This window comes from Porphyromonas endodontalis (assembly GCF_052173515.1).
GTDB classification, from domain to species: Bacteria; Bacteroidota; Bacteroidia; order Bacteroidales; family Porphyromonadaceae; genus Porphyromonas; species Porphyromonas endodontalis_A.
Map to the genome: position 1 here is coordinate 79,461 of NZ_JBQMYL010000008.1, position 17,973 is coordinate 97,433.

Here is a 17,973-nt window from a genome sequence, read left to right on the forward strand (position 1 = left end):
GATGCCATCTAGATGGCTAAACCAAGGGAGCTACATCAGAATTGGAGACGAAGGGTCGCCGAGTAGACTCTCCCGGGCGTGGGCAAAACATTGGTATTGACAACCTTAACACGATAGTTGAAGAGGTTGTCGATACCCAAATTGAGATGGAAATGTCTGAAGAATCGTTGCTCTATACCAATACGAGCTGTGGCATAACCGGGCGTACGTTGCGGTGTAAGCAATGATTTGTCGTCATACTCCGACGAGGTAAAACCAGACATCCAACGCATCATAAAGAAGGCATTGAGGGAATAGTTATTGCTGAAGTACTTCCCGTAATCTAGTGCTAGCAAGGCAGAGTGTGGGTGGGTGGCCGTACGCAGTCCCTCATTACCCGCTTTGTCTTTTACCTTATGCCAGTCATGCGTATAGGAGTAAGAGCCACGCACACTAAACCCCCAGGGTAGGGCTTGCTGCCCCTGGAGCTCAATACCAAAGATGCGACTCGTACCCTTAATGTTGTCATAGAATTGTTCGCTTTTCCCATCCCGTACCCTCGCTACAGTCTGTATGCGATTGTCTACTTTATTGAAAAAAGCATTGAACATTAGACTTGTCTCTTTGGCTTTATACTCAGTAGAGAATGAAACCATATGGCTCTCCTCGGGCTTCAACGCCTCATTCCCATAGATCATAAACATGCCCAAGTGATCAAAAAACATATAAAGCTCTTGCATGGAGGGCGCACGATACCCCTGCGCATCGGTTAAGCGGAGAGCCAATTCTTCGGTGGGTTTGTACATGGCAGAGATACGAGAAGTATAATGCGCTCCAAAACCGGAGTGGAGGTCGAGCCGACCACCATAGCTCAAAGTAACGTTATCAAGGACCGAGAAGATCCCCTGACCGTAGATTACCCCGCTCTGTATATGCTTAGGTTTGCCGTTGTTTAGCGTACGGAGGCGATCCGAAGCGACCTCGTCAAATAGATACTCCCCCCCGAGATTGATGTGCTGTAGCTTATCAATGTCGTAGTTGTACTGAGCACGAGCATGATGCATCTGCTGACGAAATACAGGTGCTTTGGGTTCTGTTGGGGCTAGAGGGAAAATAGAGTCTCTAGAATAATTGTTGTAGTGGTACGAGAGGTCAAGCCCCTGCTTTTCGCTGATCTGCCAGCGTACACCTGCTATACCATCGTAGGAGTGATAGAGGTAATTGATATGTTTTTCCCAAAGCTGACGACGCAGGTTGGCACGCCCTGTAAGGGAGAATTGTAGTCTCTCGGATGGTGTTATAGTGAGCTTTTCGGAGATATTCCAGGCTCTATTGCCCGTGATTTCCACCTCTCGGTTACTCTGCTCATCACGTACCGTATAGCCGTTGTCTTTTGTGAATTGTACCCCGGTTTGGCTTGTGAAGATTCCTTGTTTAAGCCCAACAGAAAGGTTCTCTTTCAGGTCTCGCCTACTATCTATCGTACTCGACACCCCCACACGCAAAGGCACTTTGGCTTGTCGGGTTATAATATTGATTACACCTCCAATAGCGTTGGATCCATAGAGTGCAGACGATGCCCCTCGCAAGACCTCTATGCGCTCTATATCATCCGGATTGATACGATTGAAATCGATGTCACTCCCCGTACCTGCTGAAATTAGCTCCCCATCAATGAGGAATAGCAAGGAACTGGAGTTGAATCCCTGCATATTGATACGATCTTGTGAGCCATGCTTTGTAAACTCGACCCCGGGAAGTACATACTGTAATAGATCCCGAAAGTTTTGTGGTGCAAGCATTTCTATTTCTTTTGCCTTAATAAGGCGTACAGGGATGGGCTCATTCTTCATGAGCCGAACAGTGCGACTACCCGTGCAGACTACGTTGTCTAGGGTATTCTCTTTAGCAATACTATCAAGTTGGCTTGCGTGAGTTTGGTGCTTCTCCTGCCCTGCTTTCTTTTTTTTGTAGGGCTGTTGAGCAATAGCTACAGAGCTAAAACTTGAGAATAAACACGCAAAAAGCAGGCCTTTTACAGCCTGCTTTAGGGTACAATAATTCATAGTCTTATTATACAAATAGTTGAAGGGAGGGGAGAATGGAGGTTACTTTACACTCACATTGTAGTCGTAAGTGAAAGAGATGAAACCATTCTTGCGTCCCGTTTTGTCTTTACAATCGGTAAACTGAATGCGAGCAATCTTGCCATCAGCACACTTTACAAAGAAAACTTTCCCTGACAAACGAACACTGGGAGGCATGTTGCCGAGGTCGTAATCAAGCCAACCACCAGACATATCACCACGCTCGGTCTTCTTTCCTGTAATCAAGTGATTGTAACCTGTTTGCTCGTGATTACTATCGTGAGAGCCACCTCCCATGCTAAACTTAATGGTTATAGTACCTATGGCATCAGTAACCCAGCCTTCTGTAGGTACCTTGGTAGCCTTTTCCATCTCGGTTACGCCGGAGAAAACAGCAGCACCTTTACCCTTACCACTTTCGCCACAATTGAGACGAATGTCAAAGCGATGGAAAGCGATATCCCAAGCGTCACTATTCTTGTAGTCACTCACTTCTACCTCTTTATTGTCCTTAAGCGAATAGTACACCCACTTCTCATACTTAGAGGCATCAACATAGCCTTTCAATCCCTTTACCTCTTCTTGTGCAGGAGGGTTAGGAGTTGGGGTAGGACCGGGTTTAGGAGTTTGGTTCGGGCGGCATGATGCAACCCCCAAAACCAAGCTAGTAGCTATAAGTGCCAAGAAAAATCTAGTTTTCATACTTCTGTAGTTTTGTTTTGCGATTATTATTGTGTTGAGTTCTCTTTTAGATCCTTAAAGGAGGACTTTTGCGTTTTGGTTCCCTGCCTTTAGGAGGTAGGTTCCATGAGGGAGATCGCTTACCTCAAGAGTGAGGAGCTCAGAGGAGATAACGCCACGCTGTAGTAGCACGCCTTCTGCATTGCAGAGGAAATAGGATTGTCCTACAAGTTCGTTAGGGAGTTCCACCGAGAGACGTCCTCCGGCAACAGTGGGTTTAAGATTGTTCTCTACAGCAGGTATCAAGACGTTACTCATCGGGACGGATTCGTAGACAAACATTCCTTCGTTTTCGTCCTCATCTTCGCCATCATCTCCGGCCATCTTCATGACTTCTTTGCTAGGAGCTGTAGTGGGAAGGGTGTAAAAGAGAGGGAATCCGAGAGAGAAAATAAGGTTATTACGCAACTCATAGTAGAGACTTCTTGCCATGGGAGGAACAGGGAAGAATACCTTATCACACACCAAACTCTTATTCTCGTAAGTGTAGGTAACAGGGAAGTCCGGGTCGCCACTTTCTAGCAGATTCCCTTCGTTGTCGTATTTGAAAAGGAGTTCTCCATTTTTGTTCCCGGTGTGGGAATTGTACCCAAGTTTGGTGATTTGTCCACGTTCGTTGTACTCAAGTACTTCGTCCATCAACTTTTCTCCTACTTCGGGATAAGCTACTTGGTCTAGCTTTACGATACGATCTTGTGCATCATACACAACCGTACACTTACGGAAAGGTGCCCAATTGGTGCTTCCCTCTATCCCTGCGGTAAAGATAGCTTCACTCTCTAGACCCTTTTCGTTGTAGGTAAACTTACCTTCCATCGTCTTGGTAAGAGTTTCATCATCTTTATCCTCACCTAGGAGCTGGTATATAGAGAAAGTAACAACCTGTCCCTTCTCATTACGTTCGTAGTCATTCCGCCTACTTACAATATCAAACTCCCCTGTAGCTATCCTAGGACGACCATAATCATCGAGTCGAATAAAGTATCCCTTTTCGTTGTAGTAGAAAAGAGTCCGAGATTCTAGAGAGCCGTCGTCATTGGTAACCACAAGAGATTTCACATATCCCTTTTCGTCGTAGTTGTAGGTAAAGAGCTGACCATAATGCTTGTAAGACTTCAAGCGATACTGATACTTTGCAGGGTCGCAGAAGTACTCACGCTTCACGGCATGCTGCGCCCATGCCCCTACGATACTACTAGCACCTAAGAGCAGCGATAAAAATAATTTGTTGGCATTCATAATTATAGTGGATTCTATTTGTTTGCGTAGTTATCGCCATAACTGAGTGCAAAGATAGCTACACTAAGAAGCCTCCTACAATACCAACCTATAGGTATTTTCGCTATATTAATGATTACTTTTCGGTATAGATGGGAAAATTTCTTTCTTTTATCAAGCCTTTTAACACCAAATCTTTCTAGCTTTGCAGGCGATAAGAGACAATAGTCTCCTATTAAACATATACAACAAATAACTAAATCGCTTTCCTGCAAGATGCTTAAAAGATTTTTCCTACTGGCTCTGGGCTGTGTTCTATGCCTAGGCAGCGCGTGGGCAACTCCTATCTCTCCGGAGGTTTCATTACGTATTGCTCAACAATTCTTCCGTGGTAGCTCACTGCGATCTTCGGAGCCCTCGCTCACACTTTCTTATATCCATCGTCCTCAAAATTCTCAAGCGAAGCAAACACATCTTCGTGCATCAGAGGTAATTACTCCTACCTACTACTATATATACAACAGAGGAGAAAATGATGGCTTCGTGATTGTTTCCGGAGACGATCGTCTGGAGCAAATACTTGCCTATTCGTACGAAGGGCACTTCTCCATGGAGACAGCTCCCCGCGAAGCTCTCTACTGGCTCAAGGGTATTGACAAGGAGATAGAGACCTTCTATCGGACTGATATGTTTTACTCCACAAGCCCAAAGAGTACTAGGGAAGCCTCTCAAAAGCAAGTAGCCCCCCTCCTCGAAAAAGAACAAATCCGATGGGATCAGGGGTATCCATTCAATAGCGAGTGCCCCGTTGATCCCTTTACAAGCCGTAAGTGTGTTACGGGATGTGTAGCTACCGCTCTAGCTCAAGTGCTGCGGTTCCATAAATGGCCCGACGTAGGTACCGGTAGCCACACTTACATCGACTCTGTGTACACTCCTCATATTACTCGTTCTGTAACATTTAACACCCACTACGACTGGGCAAACATGCCCGGGACCTACGACCCCAATACGATCGAGAACAAAGAAGTGGTGGCAAAGGCATATGGTCTTTTGATGCGCGATGCCGGGCATGCCGTAGATATGACCTACTCTTCTCGCGGCAGTGGTGCATTGGACACCTATATAGTGCGTGCACTCCGAGATTTTTTCAAATATAGTGGAGAGACACATCTACTCTATCGCGGACAGGTAAATCAAGAAAAATGGGAAGGAACAATCCGCACAGAACTCGACAATGAGCGCCCGGTCATCTTCTTCGGTCAAGGGGAAGGAGGGCACTGCTTTGTTTGTGATGGTTACGATGATAAAGGGCTATTCCACTTCAACTGGGGTTGGGGAGGAAAAGCCAATGCCTACTACCGACTCACAGCATTGCAACCTAGTTCATTAGGGACAGGTGCCGGTATGGGATTCTACGATTATGCTCAATCCATCGTGGTAGGAGCTGCTCCTTGCCGAGATGGACAATGCGGAGAAAAAGCTCCTCTCAGTACGCCTTCCGTATCCCTTCGCGCTAAAATCCTTCCCAACTCCGGAGGAGAAAAAATAACCATGGCCGGGATTTACATGCAAAGCGCCCAAACACTGATGCATTGCACCCTACGCTTTGCGATGTATGATAGTAAAGAGATGCGAGTAAAAGAGGGGCACCCGGATGTTGGGGATCTATCTGTGTATATTCCCTATATAAGTAGAGATACCCTCGAAGTCAAGGATCTTGCCGATGGCACCTACACTCTAAAGCTAGAGTATGCACTTGAGAAGAATGACTACAAACCCCTACACTTCCTCTATGACGAGCCCTCCATTGCATTTATCACCATCGCAGACCACAAAGTAAGTAAGATAGAGTACGACGTACCCATTGATTGGCTCTCAGTAGACCCCAAAACTGTAAAGACAGACAGACTCTACAGCTACGAAAAGAGCGAAGTCACCTTTACAGCACACAACTCAAGCAAACGCGAGATGTACCTCCCCGCACAGCTCTTCTGTGTAGACAGCGAGTCTTTTGATAGAGAGGAGGGCACCCCCGACTATCGTTACTCAGCCGGAGTGCAGATGATAACAGTACCTGCAGAAGGGGATGCTGAGATTACTTTTTCCGGATTCCGCCCCATTCTCCCCAAAGACAGCAAAGCAAGTTTATATCTCCGCATACCTCGTCTCAATCCCGATGAGCCCGGTACTGACTTCGGTTTCTACAACAATCGCATGGCTCGCTCCGCAGCTCGCCGCATTGCCAAGGATTGCATCGTAAAACTTCCCGGCTCCTATACAGACGCCACCTTGGTCTGCGAACTAGTCACCGAGGGGCCTATACAAATTGTATGTACCGACAACAACGTACGCCCTTGCAAGTTTGAAATACGCAACGAAGGCTCCCTCTACGATCCAACGGGGTCGAAAGCGGCCATTAGAGCTCTCCTGACAACCGGATACAACGATCAGGAAGGGAATGTGGAAGTGCTAGCAGTTTCTACAAACGCCCTCTCCGGAAAAATTGGAAAGGGAGAGAAGAAATATTTTGTTCCCATGTTCTCGTTGGGGCAAGAATTCAGTTTCCTTGCTGGGAAAGATGGACTACTACGCATCCTAACGGTAGTGTCGGATCAATTTGGATTATCAGACTTCGGACAGAAGATTTTTGGTACAATAAAAGTGCCCGTACACTTTGTTCTCAAAAACTCTAACGAAGGGGGGATTGAAGTCATACCCCAGGAGATTATGCTCTATCCCAACCCTGCAACTACCGAAACAACCCTACGTACCATCCTGCCTATAGAGCAAATCTCAATAGAAACCATGGATGGCAAGCATATCGCTTCGTACAAGGTTGATGGAGTTCAGAGCTTCCAAATCCCGACCAACCAGCTAATGGCCGGTGAATATATCGTACGTTGCGCGACAAGTAATGGGAAAACTCTAACGACAACCCTACTCGTTCGATAAGTCGTTCCTCCCCAAACCCCTAAAAACAAAGGGTAGATAGCCTCCCAAGAGATGGCTATCTACCCTTCTTATTTATCCCGAGTAAAGACTACCCAGCTAGGAGAAGAGCAATCTGCTCTGCCACCTGATCTTCATCTTTAGGTGTACAAATCTCGTCGCAGGGAATTGTGTATTGTGCTTGCCGGTAAATGGGGAGCCTCACCTCCATTGCTTGCCGTATATGCTCCTCAAGAGCCTCTCCCGAGAGATGGCTTACCGTGGGGCGTGTCCTCTTACATAGCTCAATACGTTTGGCCAAATTATCCAAAGAGACTTGTAAGAAAACCGTAACTCCGCATTGATTCATGAGCTCCATATTCCCATGATGACAGGGCAGACCGCCCCCCGTTGCAATCACGGCATTCGGGAATCCGGATAGCTCTTCTATTACCACCGCTTCGCGCCTTCGAAAGGCCTCTTCGCCTACCGAGGCAAACATATTGGCCACACTCTCGTGGAATCGCTGTTCGATAAAAATATCCGTATCGATGAATTTCCTTTCCATTCGGTCTGCGAGCCTCCGTCCTATGGTGCTCTTGCCCGCCCCCATATAGCCGACCAAAAAGATAGGTGTATCCCGGTTTATCATTTCTCTTCTCTCTTTTCTTCGTTGGGAGTAGAGGCTGTGGCTTCCTCCCTATTGAGCTTCGGATACGCGATTCTTGAGTGATTCATCGTGAGCAGTTTACTCACAAAAGTCTCTTTAATGGTAGTAATCTCGCGGAACGTAAGAGGGGTATTGTCAAGAAGTTTATCTGCCACAATACCATCTACAATACGCTCCACCAAAGCGGTGATAGACTCCACAGTGTACTCTTTGAGGCTGCGACTACTCGCCTCCACGGCGTCGGCAAGCATCAAGATCCCGGTCTCCCGACTAAAAGGATTCGGGCCGGGGTAAGAAAAGGGAGCAAGGTCAACAATTTCCCCGGGATGCTCATTGCAGTACATCGTATAGAAATATTTGGTATACCCTCTACCATGGTGGGTACGAATAAAATCAATTACCTGAGGGGGCAATTTGTGCTTTTGTGCAAGAGCCACTCCCTCTGTTACATGCTTTATGATAATGGCAGCGCTTTCTTTGTAGGATAGATCTTCGTGAGGATTACGCCCTCCTTGATTATTTTCTGTGAAGAAGGGAGCATTAAGCATCTTACCAATATCGTGGTAGAGAGCCCCCGTGCGGGTGAGTTGTACATCGGCATTAATACTCTGCGCGGCATCCGTTGCCAAGATAGAGACCTGCATAGAGTGCTGGAAAGTCCCCGGAGCATTCTCCGAGAGCTGCCGCAATAGGGGTCGATTTATATCGCTCAACTCTACCAAACTGATATTACTGATATACCCAAAGAGCTTCTCCATAGGATACACCAATACATAGGTAAACATCAAGAAAATCATGTTGATACCAAAGCTCAACGTGTGCAAGGCATCGACATTTTCTAGAGCTCCATTGCGCATGAGAGAGAGAGCAACAGAGAGTATGGAGTAGCTCAAGAAAGCAAGGAATGTGGTACGTATAAGCTGGGAGCGAGAGGTCAAGTTATTCAAACTGAAGATAGCAACCATACCTGCCACCATCTCAAGAAGAATAAACTCAAGAGGCAGGGCAACAAAAAGTGCCGATAGCAAAATTGTAATGGTATGGGAGAAATAGGCCGTACGTGAGTCGAAGAATATACGCACCAATAGGGGCAGTATCAAATAGGGAATGATGTATACATCGAACTGGAATAGCGTGACCGTTAGCTCCGTAAGCAAGACAAAGAAGAGGATACTGGCGGCAATAAACACCGTATTTTTAAGCTGCCGGAAGATGGAGGGGCGGAAGATAAGCCAGTAGAGCCAAAGCCCAAGGAGCAATACAATCACAATGAGCAAAAGCCCCCCTACGCGTCCTATGTAGGTACGATCGTTGCCCGACCTCTCTTCGTACATCTTCTTATAGCTCGCCAGCACATTGTAGGTAGCATCGTCTATAATGTCCCCCTTATCTATGATGCGCCTGCCTGCTACCACAATACCCGTAGAGTTGGAGATCTTTTTCTGCTCCTCACGAATAACGCTATTACGAGTTGCCACATCTTCAGAAACGTTGGCTCTCAGATAATTCTCTAGATTGATTCTTCTCAGAATATCGGGGTTGTATCCTGCCTCTACACAGCGGTCAATGGCTTGCTGGTAGGCTTCTTTTACCGTAAGGAAGAGTGTGGTTGGATGCTTTCGGCTCTCATTTTGGTCATACAATAGATTGACTTCGTTTATGGGCATCTCCTCATCTTCCTCCTCTTTGGATTGGAGAAGCTTTTGATACAGGGCATCATCGATAATCCCATGGTCGTAAGTCTCCTCCAGATAATTCCGTACGAATACCTCAATATCGGGTGAGAGCTCTTTTTTCCAGCGACTGGCGTAATCATGACTCCAAAGCAAAATCTTCTCCTTTGCCACGGACTTATCCATCCGGCAATAGGGGAGGATATTCCGTGCAACACTGTCTCGCTCCGCTTGCAACTGCTCTTGAGGCTTTAGGATGGTAATGTCATACGGAGCAATAAGGAGCTCGTATTGCCACACCTGCCCGCGTTCAAAATTGTACATAAACTTGTGGTCGCGTGGCGAGAATAGCAGAATAACAAATGCAACTGCCAGCAACACAAATAGTGACTGTGTACGGAGATTGGTATGCTTAGGTATCGTTATCTTCATAATCTTCTAATCAAAACTTGCCCTATAACATGAGGAAGAATAGGTCACAAAGATAGGGGTTTTTCCTACCTTTGCAGTCAAATAGGCAGCTGTTTTGCCTCTTTTTCCTACTCTGACGATATAGTAAAATGAATAACGAGACTGTATATAACCCCTCCGAGATAGAGAGCAAATGGTATCAATATTGGCTGGAGCAGAAGCATTTTGCCTCTACTCCCGATGAGCGAGAACCCTATACCGTGGTAATCCCACCCCCCAATGTTACGGGGGTACTCCACATGGGACACATGCTCAACAATACCATACAAGACGTGCTTGTACGCCGTGCTCGTCTGCTAGGGTACAACGCATGTTGGGTACCGGGCACAGACCACGCCTCTATTGCAACCGAGGCCAAAGTAGTAGCACGTCTTGCCGAGCAAGGTATCGACAAACGCTCCCTAACACGAGAGACTTTCCTCAAACATGCTTGGGACTGGACACACGAGCATGGAGGCATTATACTTGAGCAGCTCAAAAGACTAGGAGCCTCTTGCGATTGGGATCGCACCGCTTTCACGCTAGACGAAGACCGCTCGCGCTCCGTTATAAAGGTATTCTGTGACCTCTACGAGAGTGGACTTATCTATCGTGGGGTACGTATCGTCAATTGGGACCCTAAGGCGCAAACAGCCCTTTCGGACGAAGAGGTTATCTACCGAGAAGAGCACAGCAAGCTCTACTATCTGCGTTACAATATTGAAGGAAGTGATGACTTCTTGACCATCGCCACCACACGCCCCGAAACCATAATGGGCGATACTGCCGTATGCGTACACCCTGAGGATCCTCGCTATCAACAGTACATTGGCAAGCACGCTATTATCCCCATTGTGGGTCGTGCCATACCTATTATTGCCGACGAATATGTGGATCGCGAGTTTGGTACGGGCTGCCTCAAGGTAACCCCGGCTCACGACATTAACGACTACAATCTAGGACAAAAGCACAGCCTAGAGACCATTGATATATTCAACGACAACGGTACCCTCAACGAAAAAGGGGGAGCATATGCCGGGATGGATCGCTTCGATGTCCGCCGCAAGATAGCCCAAGACCTACAAGCGGCAGGGCTTATGATAAAAGAAGAAGACTACACCAATAAGGTAGGATGTAGCGAACGCACACAAGTACCCATCGAGCCCAAGCTCTCGATGCAGTGGTTCCTCAAAATGGAAGAACTTGCCGGGCCGGCTCTCGAGGCGGTAGAAAAAGACGAGGTACGACTCATCCCTGCCAAATTTAAGAACACATACCGCCATTGGATGGAGAATGTAAAAGACTGGTGCATTAGCCGCCAGCTTTGGTGGGGGCACCGCATCCCTGCCTACTACCTGCCCCAAGGTGGATTTGTCGTGGCTCCTACTCCCGAAGAAGCACTGGAGAAAGCAAAAAAAGAAACAGGCTGCCCCTCCCTTACGTTGGCAGACCTACGCGAAGAGGAAGATTGCCTAGATACTTGGTTCTCTTCTTGGCTCTGGCCTATCACAGTCTTTGGCGATATTGACGACAAAAACAACAAAGATCTCAACTACTATTACCCCACAGCAGCCCTCGTTACCGGCCCGGATATTCTTTTCTTCTGGGTGGCAAGAATGATCATTGCAGGCTATCGCTATCGTGGCCAACGCCCCTTCCGTGATGTGTACCTTACGGGTATTGTGCGTGATGCTCAAGGGCGTAAGATGTCTAAGACTTTGGGTAATTCGCCCGATCCGCTCGACCTCATCGAGAAGTATGGAGCAGACGGCGTGCGCGTAGGTATGATGATGGCCACCTCGGCCGGTAATGACCTTCTCTACGACGAAAGCCTGCTAGAGCAGGGGCGCAACTTCTGCAATAAGATTTGGAATAGCTACAGACTTATCTCCAATTGGCAGGCAGATGCTACGGCAAAGCCCGGTGAGGCGAACCTCCAAGCTGTGGAGTGGTTCCGCCACCGTTTGACAGAGGCTCTCCTAGAAATTGACGATCTTATGAGCAAGTACCGCATCAGCGAAGCTATGACGGTGGCTTATAAGCTCTATCGAGACGACTTCTCAGCCTTCTACCTAGAGGCTATCAAACCTCCGTTTGGGGCTCCCATGGATGCTCAAACTCTTGCAGCTACTCGGCATTATTTGGAGGTACTCCTACAAACCTTGCACCCCTTTATGCCCTTTATCACAGAGGAGCTTTGGCAAGACATGGCACCGCGTAAGGCTGGGGAAACCATCATGTACACCCGCATGCCCAAGCTAGAAGAGTCGAACAAAGAGCTCCTAGCCACGGTTGCTGCCGCCCGCGAGGTTATCACCCAAGTGCGCAACGTCCGTACTACGCACAACATAGCGCGTACCGAGTCTCTCACCCTGCAATGTGGCAAGGGACACCCGGCTATGGCAGATTGCCTCATCTCCAAACTTGCAGGTGCCACCTGCACCCCTCTAGCCTCCTCTACGGAGGGCGGCTCTTCTGCCACCTTTATCGTTGGCACTGTGTCGTACGCGATCCCTATCGATAGCTATATAGACAAGGGGGCGCTAAGAGAGAAGCTCGAGGCAGACCTCAAGCATCAACAGGGCTTCTTGATGGGCGTACGCAAAAAACTCTCTAACGAACGATTTGTCTCCGGAGCCCCACAAGCGGTAGTAGACCTGGAGCGCAAGAAAGAGGCCGATGCACTTGCTCGTATTGCAACTCTTGAGAAGCAACTAAAAGATCTTGAGTAATAAGATCGTTTACCATAAGTACTTTAGACAAGAAAAGAGATTATGACCCTAGAGAAAACGGCTCTCATCTTGGAGAAAACCTTCCGCCAAGCCTTGGCTACTTGCCACAAGCGAAACAAGATCTACTACGACCTCTTTGTAGCCATAGACTACACAGAAGGGCGTTTTACGATCAGCGACGAAGACGATAATATCTTGGCAGAAGAGATACTATTCGACTATGCCCAAGGTGGAGAAAAGGAGGCTCTAGGCATTGAGAGCAATACTCGAGAACTAAAAAAAATACTCCGAAGTATTGTAGAGCAACTCTACGACGAAAATCTCTTCGACGACTCTTTTGGGGAGCCACTCTCTATTGTCTACTTAGCTAACAATAAGGAAGATAGTGACGAGGAGCTACTTTTTGTACACGACGATCAGACGCTACTAGACACCCCTCTTCTGGAGCATCTGGACGAAGATTTAGACGAGTTCTTCCGTACTTTGCTTGACGAATAAGATTTAATTACTACCTTTGCACCGCGTTGATTGGAGGGGGCGTTGTTTTCCTCCCCTGCGCAGGAAGAGAGTGTGTACTCACGCTCTGTTGCCGAAATAGCTCAGTTGGTAGAGCAACTCATTCGTAATGAGTAGGTCGCCGGTTCGAGTCCGGCTTTCGGCTCTTTTTTTTGAGTTGATGTTACAATAGAGAAACCTAAGACCCCTCCCACAAGAGGACTTAGGTTTCTTCTTTTTTGCCCTAAAACACCATTTACATTGACTATCTTTGTGGAGAAGTAAGACTCAATAGTTAGTAATTCAGACAGCTATGGACAATAAGGAATTAATCTCAAAGGTGACAGAAAAAGCCCAAAAGTGGCTCTCTCCCGAATATGACGAAGCAACTCGCAAAGAGGTAAAAGCAATGCTCGAAGAGGCAGACCCCGCCGCCCTCATCGATGCTTTTTACAAAGATCTTGAGTTTGGGACCGGAGGGCTACGCGGCATCATGGGAGCCGGTACCAACCGCATGAACCGCTATACCGTGGCTATGGCAACGCAGGGGCTTGCCAACTACCTCCACAAGGCTTTTGCAGATCTCGATCAGCTCTCCGTGGTTATTGGCTACGATTGTCGCAATAACAGTCGTTACTTCTCAGAGATAACCGCTGCGGTCTTCTCGGCAAACGACATCAAGGTATACCTATTCGAATCGCTCAGACCCACCCCGGAAATCTCTTTTGCCATCCGCCACTTGGGTTGCCAGAGCGGCGTAATGGTAACAGCCTCGCACAACCCCAAGATCTACAACGGCTACAAAGCCTACTGGAGCGACGGCGCGCAAATGATTGCTCCTCACGATGTGAATACCATTGAGGAGGTAGCGCGTATCCGCTCTATGGCTGAGGTAAAAGATACCGCCCGCCCCGAACTTATCATCCCCATTGGCGAAGAGGTGGATCGCGATTTCATCGAAGCTGTAAAGGGCTTGTCGCTCTCGCCCGAGTCCATTGCACGCCACCACGATATGCCCATTGTGTACACCCCGATCCATGGAACAGGGCGTTACATGGTACCACGCGCCTTGGAGGCTTTTGGGTTCGACAACATCATACACGTAGAGGAGCAAGACGTAATTAGCGGAGACTTCCCCACGGTAGAATCTCCCAACCCCGAGGAGCCTGCAGCGCTTACCTTGGCCATGGCTCGAGCCGAAGCCACCAAAGCCGATCTTGTACTCGCCTCAGACCCCGACGGAGACCGCATCGGCGTAGCTGTTAGAGGGAAGAATGGCGAGATGCATCTCATCAACGGCAATCAGATCTGCATGCTGCTGACCTACTACTCCATCATCCGCCGCAAAGAACTTGGCGACCTCCGAAGTGACGATTACGTTATCAAGACCATCGTTACTACCGACCTTATCAAGTTTATCGCACAGCAAGAGGGGGTAAAGCTCCACGACTGCTATACGGGGTTCAAATGGATTGCCAACGTAATACGAGAAAACGAAGGTAAGGCTCGCTACATAGGCGGAGGAGAAGAGAGCTACGGCTACCTCTGGGAAGACTTCATCCGCGACAAAAGCTCCGTCTCGGCTTGTGCTATTTTTGCAGAAATGACGGCCTGGGCTCTCGACAAGGGGCTAAGCATCGACGATCTCCTAGCCAAAGTATATACAACCTACGGCTACTTTGCAGACAAAGGTCACTACATCATCCGCAAGGGCAAGACAGGCGCCGAAGAGATCCTGGCTATGATGGTGAATTATCGTGAGCACCCCCTTAGCGATATAGCAGGTAGCCCCGTAGTAGAAGTACTCGACTATTCTACCCTCGAGCGACGCGAAGTTGCCACTGGCAAAGTTACTCCCCTTGTGATGCCTGACACCAGCAACGTATTGCAATACATAGCTGAAGACGGATCTAAACTCTCTATTCGCCCCTCGGGTACAGAACCTAAGATCAAGTACTATGTAGGCATTCGTGAGATGGTAGCCTCGCCCGAAGAACTTCCTATGGCGGAGCAACGCGCCAATAAGCGTATAGCCCAACTCTTTGAGCAGCTTGGTATCTAATCTACACGACTTCTCCCTGTATATTTATCTCTGATTATGACTCCTATGCCGATGCTACCTCCCGTTGTCTCTCGTATCGTCCGTAAGTTGGAAGATCTCTTTTCCCTCGTATCCGAATGGCTGAGGCTTACACTGAAAAAACTTCGTAAGCCCCGTTCGCAAAAGACGTCCGAAGATGAATACTCTCCCGACTCAATGGATAGCAACGACATAAGAGAGGGCTCTGCAACGGGAAGTCAATCCGAAAAGATGCGTGCAACACTCCTCAGGTGGGGTGTTGCCCTTAAGAAGGCAGGTAGCCTATTGTGGCATTATTACCTTGTACTAGAGGGAGCTTCCCTCAGGGCAATGAGGTGGGTTGGTAAGAAAATAGCCCCCCTCTTTGCCTTCACTCAAAAGATTAATCTTCCTTTCTTATCCTCGGTAAAAGCATTCTTTAGGAAACTTTTCGCTCCACTCTCCCCCTATAAAGAGAGGATTTATCGCTCGTTTGCTTGGTGTGGTATTGTACTTGTTGTTGTACTTATTGGGCTCTCCCTAGGGAACAATCGCAATAAAATCACTCCCGAGAAGAGCCATGTAAATACAACGAGTATAGACTATGCAGCTACCTTCAATCTCGACTATGGCAAGACATTTAATGACGAAAATCCCGTGCATATAGAGGCGGCTCGGCGCTTTGGCATTGTACCTATCGCAGACTCTGCCTCTCGTGCGAAGGCACTGGATGCTATGGTAGAGATTTTCACATGCGACCGCTACAAAGTAGACTCGCTCGAGCACTCCATCCCCTACCTTGTACCCGAAGCTAAAGACCTACTCGACGACCTCGGAGCCGACTTTGCCGAGACGCTCAAGGCGCACCACCTACCCCCCTACAAGTTCATCATTACAAGTGTAACTCGTACCTTGGCGCAACGTGACGAACTTGGCGGAAAAAATGTGAATGCAGCCAAGGAGAGTTCGCACTGCTACGGCACCACTATTGATATTAGTTGGAAGCGATTCGATCCCATCTCGAAGCAAGCCGAAGCACTCAAAGAGGGCTCCAACATCATGCTACCGGAGGGGAGCTCAACGAAAGAAGATGGCTCCGAAGACAAAACAGAAGAACTAAAGCGAGCCCTCGCCTCCCTACTCTATCAGTACCGTGCAGCAGGTCGTTGCCTCGTCAAATATGAGCGGAAGCAGGCCTGTTTCCACATCACCGTAGATTGTCGGAGACCCTCTCTAAAGGATTTTGCTCGGGATGCGTACGAAACCCTACTCCAATCCGGAAGTAGCCCCCAAGAGAGCAACCCAAAAGAGCGCTCTACGTCTGTGCGTTAAGTCTCTCTTTCTCCCCTCCTTCACATCGGGGCCCCAGCCCCTCCCTCTAGGGAAGTACGTTGCTTTTCGATTAATACTCATTAGCTCTCATCAGAAAGCTCATTAGCCTCTCAAGATAATTCTTAAAATACAACTTATTGAAAATAAAGAAGTTACTTTGTTTGTATAACTAAACTGGTAACGATTTGGAAACGAGCGAGCTACTTGGCTTCGCTGTTTTCTGCCTAACAAAGAACGCTTGTTATTCCGTTTGCAAGAGAGTGTAAATTAAACTGTGTCAGGCTACAATTAAAAGTAGTTTAACACAGTTTGTTTTTTTATGGAGAAAGAAGAAATTGATTACAAGTTGGCCGCCGAGCAGTTACGCACTGGCAAGCCATTGTTTGGAAAAGACGGTGCCTTGGCACCTATGTTGGAGCGTATATTGAATGCCGCTCTTGAGGGTGAGATGGATGCTCACCTGAGTGAAGAATGCCGTGAGCCCGGCAATCGCCGTAATGGAACGATGTCAAAGACTGTTCAGACACAGTATGGCGAGGTGACTGTAGATACCCCTCGTGACCGTGATAGCAGTTTTGATCCTCAGACAGTCCGCAAGCGTGAGACGATTCTTGCAGAGGGTATGGCGGACCAAATTATCGGTATGTATGCCTTTGGTACCAGTACCCGTGAGATCAGCCGTTACTTTGAGCGTGAGTTCAATACCAGACTGTCTGCCGATACCATCAGTGCAATAACAGACCGTGTACTGCCAGAAATAAAGGAATGGAAGAGTCGCACCTTGGAGTCTGTCTATGCAATCTGCTGGCTTGATGCGATCCATTACAAGGTAAAGGACGACAATGGGCGTGCCGTCACTCGTGCCATCTACCATGTGCTGGGCATGTACGTGGCCAGGAGTGAGAGGGTGCCAACTTCTGGCTGGAAGTGCTTACAGACTTGCAGAACCGTGGTGTGGAGGACATCATGATATGCTGCGTAGACGGTCTGAAGGGCTTCCCGGATGCCATCCAGAGCGTATTTCCACATACGGCCGTGCAACTCTGCATCGTGCATCAGATACGCAACTCCATCAAGTACGTTGGAAGCAGGCATCAGAAGGAGTTCCTGAAGGACCTGAAGATAGTCTATGGCGCTGTCAGTAAGGAATCTGCCGAAACTGAACTTGACAGCCTTGAAGCCAAATGGGGCGAGCGTTATCCCATTGTCATCAAGTCATGGCGTGACAACTGGGAGCGTCTGACGGAGTTCTTCCAGTACACAAAGGAGATACGCCGTCTCATCTACACAACAAATACCGTTGAGGGCTATCACCGTCAGATTCGTAAGATCACGAAGAACAAAGGTGGCTTTCCCTCTGATACGGCACTGGAGAAACTGGTCTATCTGGCCTACCGCAACATCTGTGAGAAATGGACTATGCCACTGGCAAACTATTTTACTGCATAATCCACAATGCTTCGGAAATCAAAAGGAACAACATCATTCCAATATGAGTTTTTGACACTCCAACATCTTTTAGCATTTTCTTACTAAAAGAAAGAATCTCAGTTTTCTATTCCTCCCATTCAGTGTATTCGTCTGACAAGCCAAGCACGGCAATCAC

At 47.9% G+C, this 17,973-nt stretch carries 10 protein-coding genes, 1 tRNA gene and 1 pseudogene; 7 read left to right on the plus strand and 5 right to left on the minus strand.

What is annotated here, in order from left to right; genetic code table 11:
• Positions 1-35: 35 nt before the first annotated feature.
• Genes ACTTHR_RS05405 through ACTTHR_RS05415 form a run of 3 tightly spaced genes read right to left on the minus strand, consistent with a single transcriptional unit; the run spans position 36 to position 4,046 of the window.
• A complete protein-coding gene (locus tag ACTTHR_RS05405) occupies positions 36-2,045 on the minus strand; it encodes a TonB-dependent receptor plug domain-containing protein (RefSeq protein WP_442605462.1) in 2,010 nt (669 codons plus the stop codon).
• 42 nt (positions 2,046-2,087) lie between these two features.
• Positions 2,088-2,768 carry an HmuY family protein gene (locus ACTTHR_RS05410; RefSeq protein ID WP_442605463.1) on the minus strand — a complete coding sequence of 227 codons (681 nt, stop codon included), beginning with the start codon at positions 2,766-2,768 and terminating at the stop codon, positions 2,088-2,090.
• Between the two features lie 54 nt (positions 2,769-2,822).
• On the minus strand, positions 2,823-4,046 hold the full coding sequence (locus ACTTHR_RS05415) for a hypothetical protein (protein WP_442605464.1): 1,224 nt from the start codon (positions 4,044-4,046) through the stop codon (positions 2,823-2,825).
• Positions 4,047-4,301: 255 nt separating this feature from the next.
• On the opposite strand from ACTTHR_RS05415, the gene ACTTHR_RS05420 reads away from it, so the two are divergent.
• Positions 4,302-6,980 carry a thiol protease/hemagglutinin PrtT gene (locus ACTTHR_RS05420; RefSeq protein ID WP_442605465.1) on the plus strand — a complete coding sequence of 893 codons (2,679 nt, stop codon included), beginning with the start codon at positions 4,302-4,304 and terminating at the stop codon, positions 6,978-6,980.
• An 88-nt stretch (positions 6,981-7,068) separates the two neighbouring features.
• On the opposite strand, the gene ACTTHR_RS05425 is transcribed toward ACTTHR_RS05420, so the two are convergent.
• Together ACTTHR_RS05425 and ACTTHR_RS05430 are read right to left on the minus strand one after the other, a co-directional pair.
• Positions 7,069-7,608: a shikimate kinase gene (locus ACTTHR_RS05425; protein ID WP_442605466.1), complete on the minus strand. Its 540-nt coding sequence runs from the start codon at positions 7,606-7,608 to the stop codon at positions 7,069-7,071.
• Positions 7,605-9,731, minus strand: a complete 2,127-nt coding sequence (locus ACTTHR_RS05430; protein ID WP_442605467.1) for an HD family phosphohydrolase — start codon at positions 9,729-9,731, stop codon at positions 7,605-7,607. The genes ACTTHR_RS05425 and ACTTHR_RS05430 overlap by 4 nt, the downstream gene beginning before the upstream one ends.
• Before the next feature lie 128 nt (positions 9,732-9,859).
• Between ACTTHR_RS05430 and ACTTHR_RS05435 the strand changes: the two genes are divergently transcribed.
• From ACTTHR_RS05435 to ACTTHR_RS05460, 6 genes and pseudogenes are all read left to right on the plus strand, one after another.
• Positions 9,860-12,481: a valine--tRNA ligase gene (locus ACTTHR_RS05435; protein ID WP_442605468.1), complete on the plus strand. Its 2,622-nt coding sequence runs from the start codon at positions 9,860-9,862 to the stop codon at positions 12,479-12,481.
• Positions 12,482-12,523: 42 nt separating this feature from the next.
• Entirely contained in the window at positions 12,524-12,979 is a 456-nt protein-coding gene (locus ACTTHR_RS05440) for a hypothetical protein (protein WP_004334447.1), read from the plus strand.
• A gap of 90 nt (positions 12,980-13,069) precedes the next feature.
• A tRNA-Thr gene (locus ACTTHR_RS05445) sits at positions 13,070-13,142 on the plus strand.
• Between the two features lie 147 nt (positions 13,143-13,289).
• Entirely contained in the window at positions 13,290-15,038 is a 1,749-nt protein-coding gene (locus ACTTHR_RS05450) for a phospho-sugar mutase (protein ID WP_442605469.1), read from the plus strand.
• 45 nt (positions 15,039-15,083) lie between these two features.
• Positions 15,084-16,367 (plus strand): DUF5715 family protein, encoded by a 1,284-nt coding sequence (locus tag ACTTHR_RS05455; protein ID WP_442605470.1) that lies wholly within the window; start codon positions 15,084-15,086, stop codon positions 16,365-16,367.
• A 319-nt stretch (positions 16,368-16,686) separates the two neighbouring features.
• A pseudogene (locus ACTTHR_RS05460) lies at positions 16,687-17,816 on the plus strand (IS256 family transposase).
• Positions 17,817-17,973 lie beyond the last annotated feature (157 nt).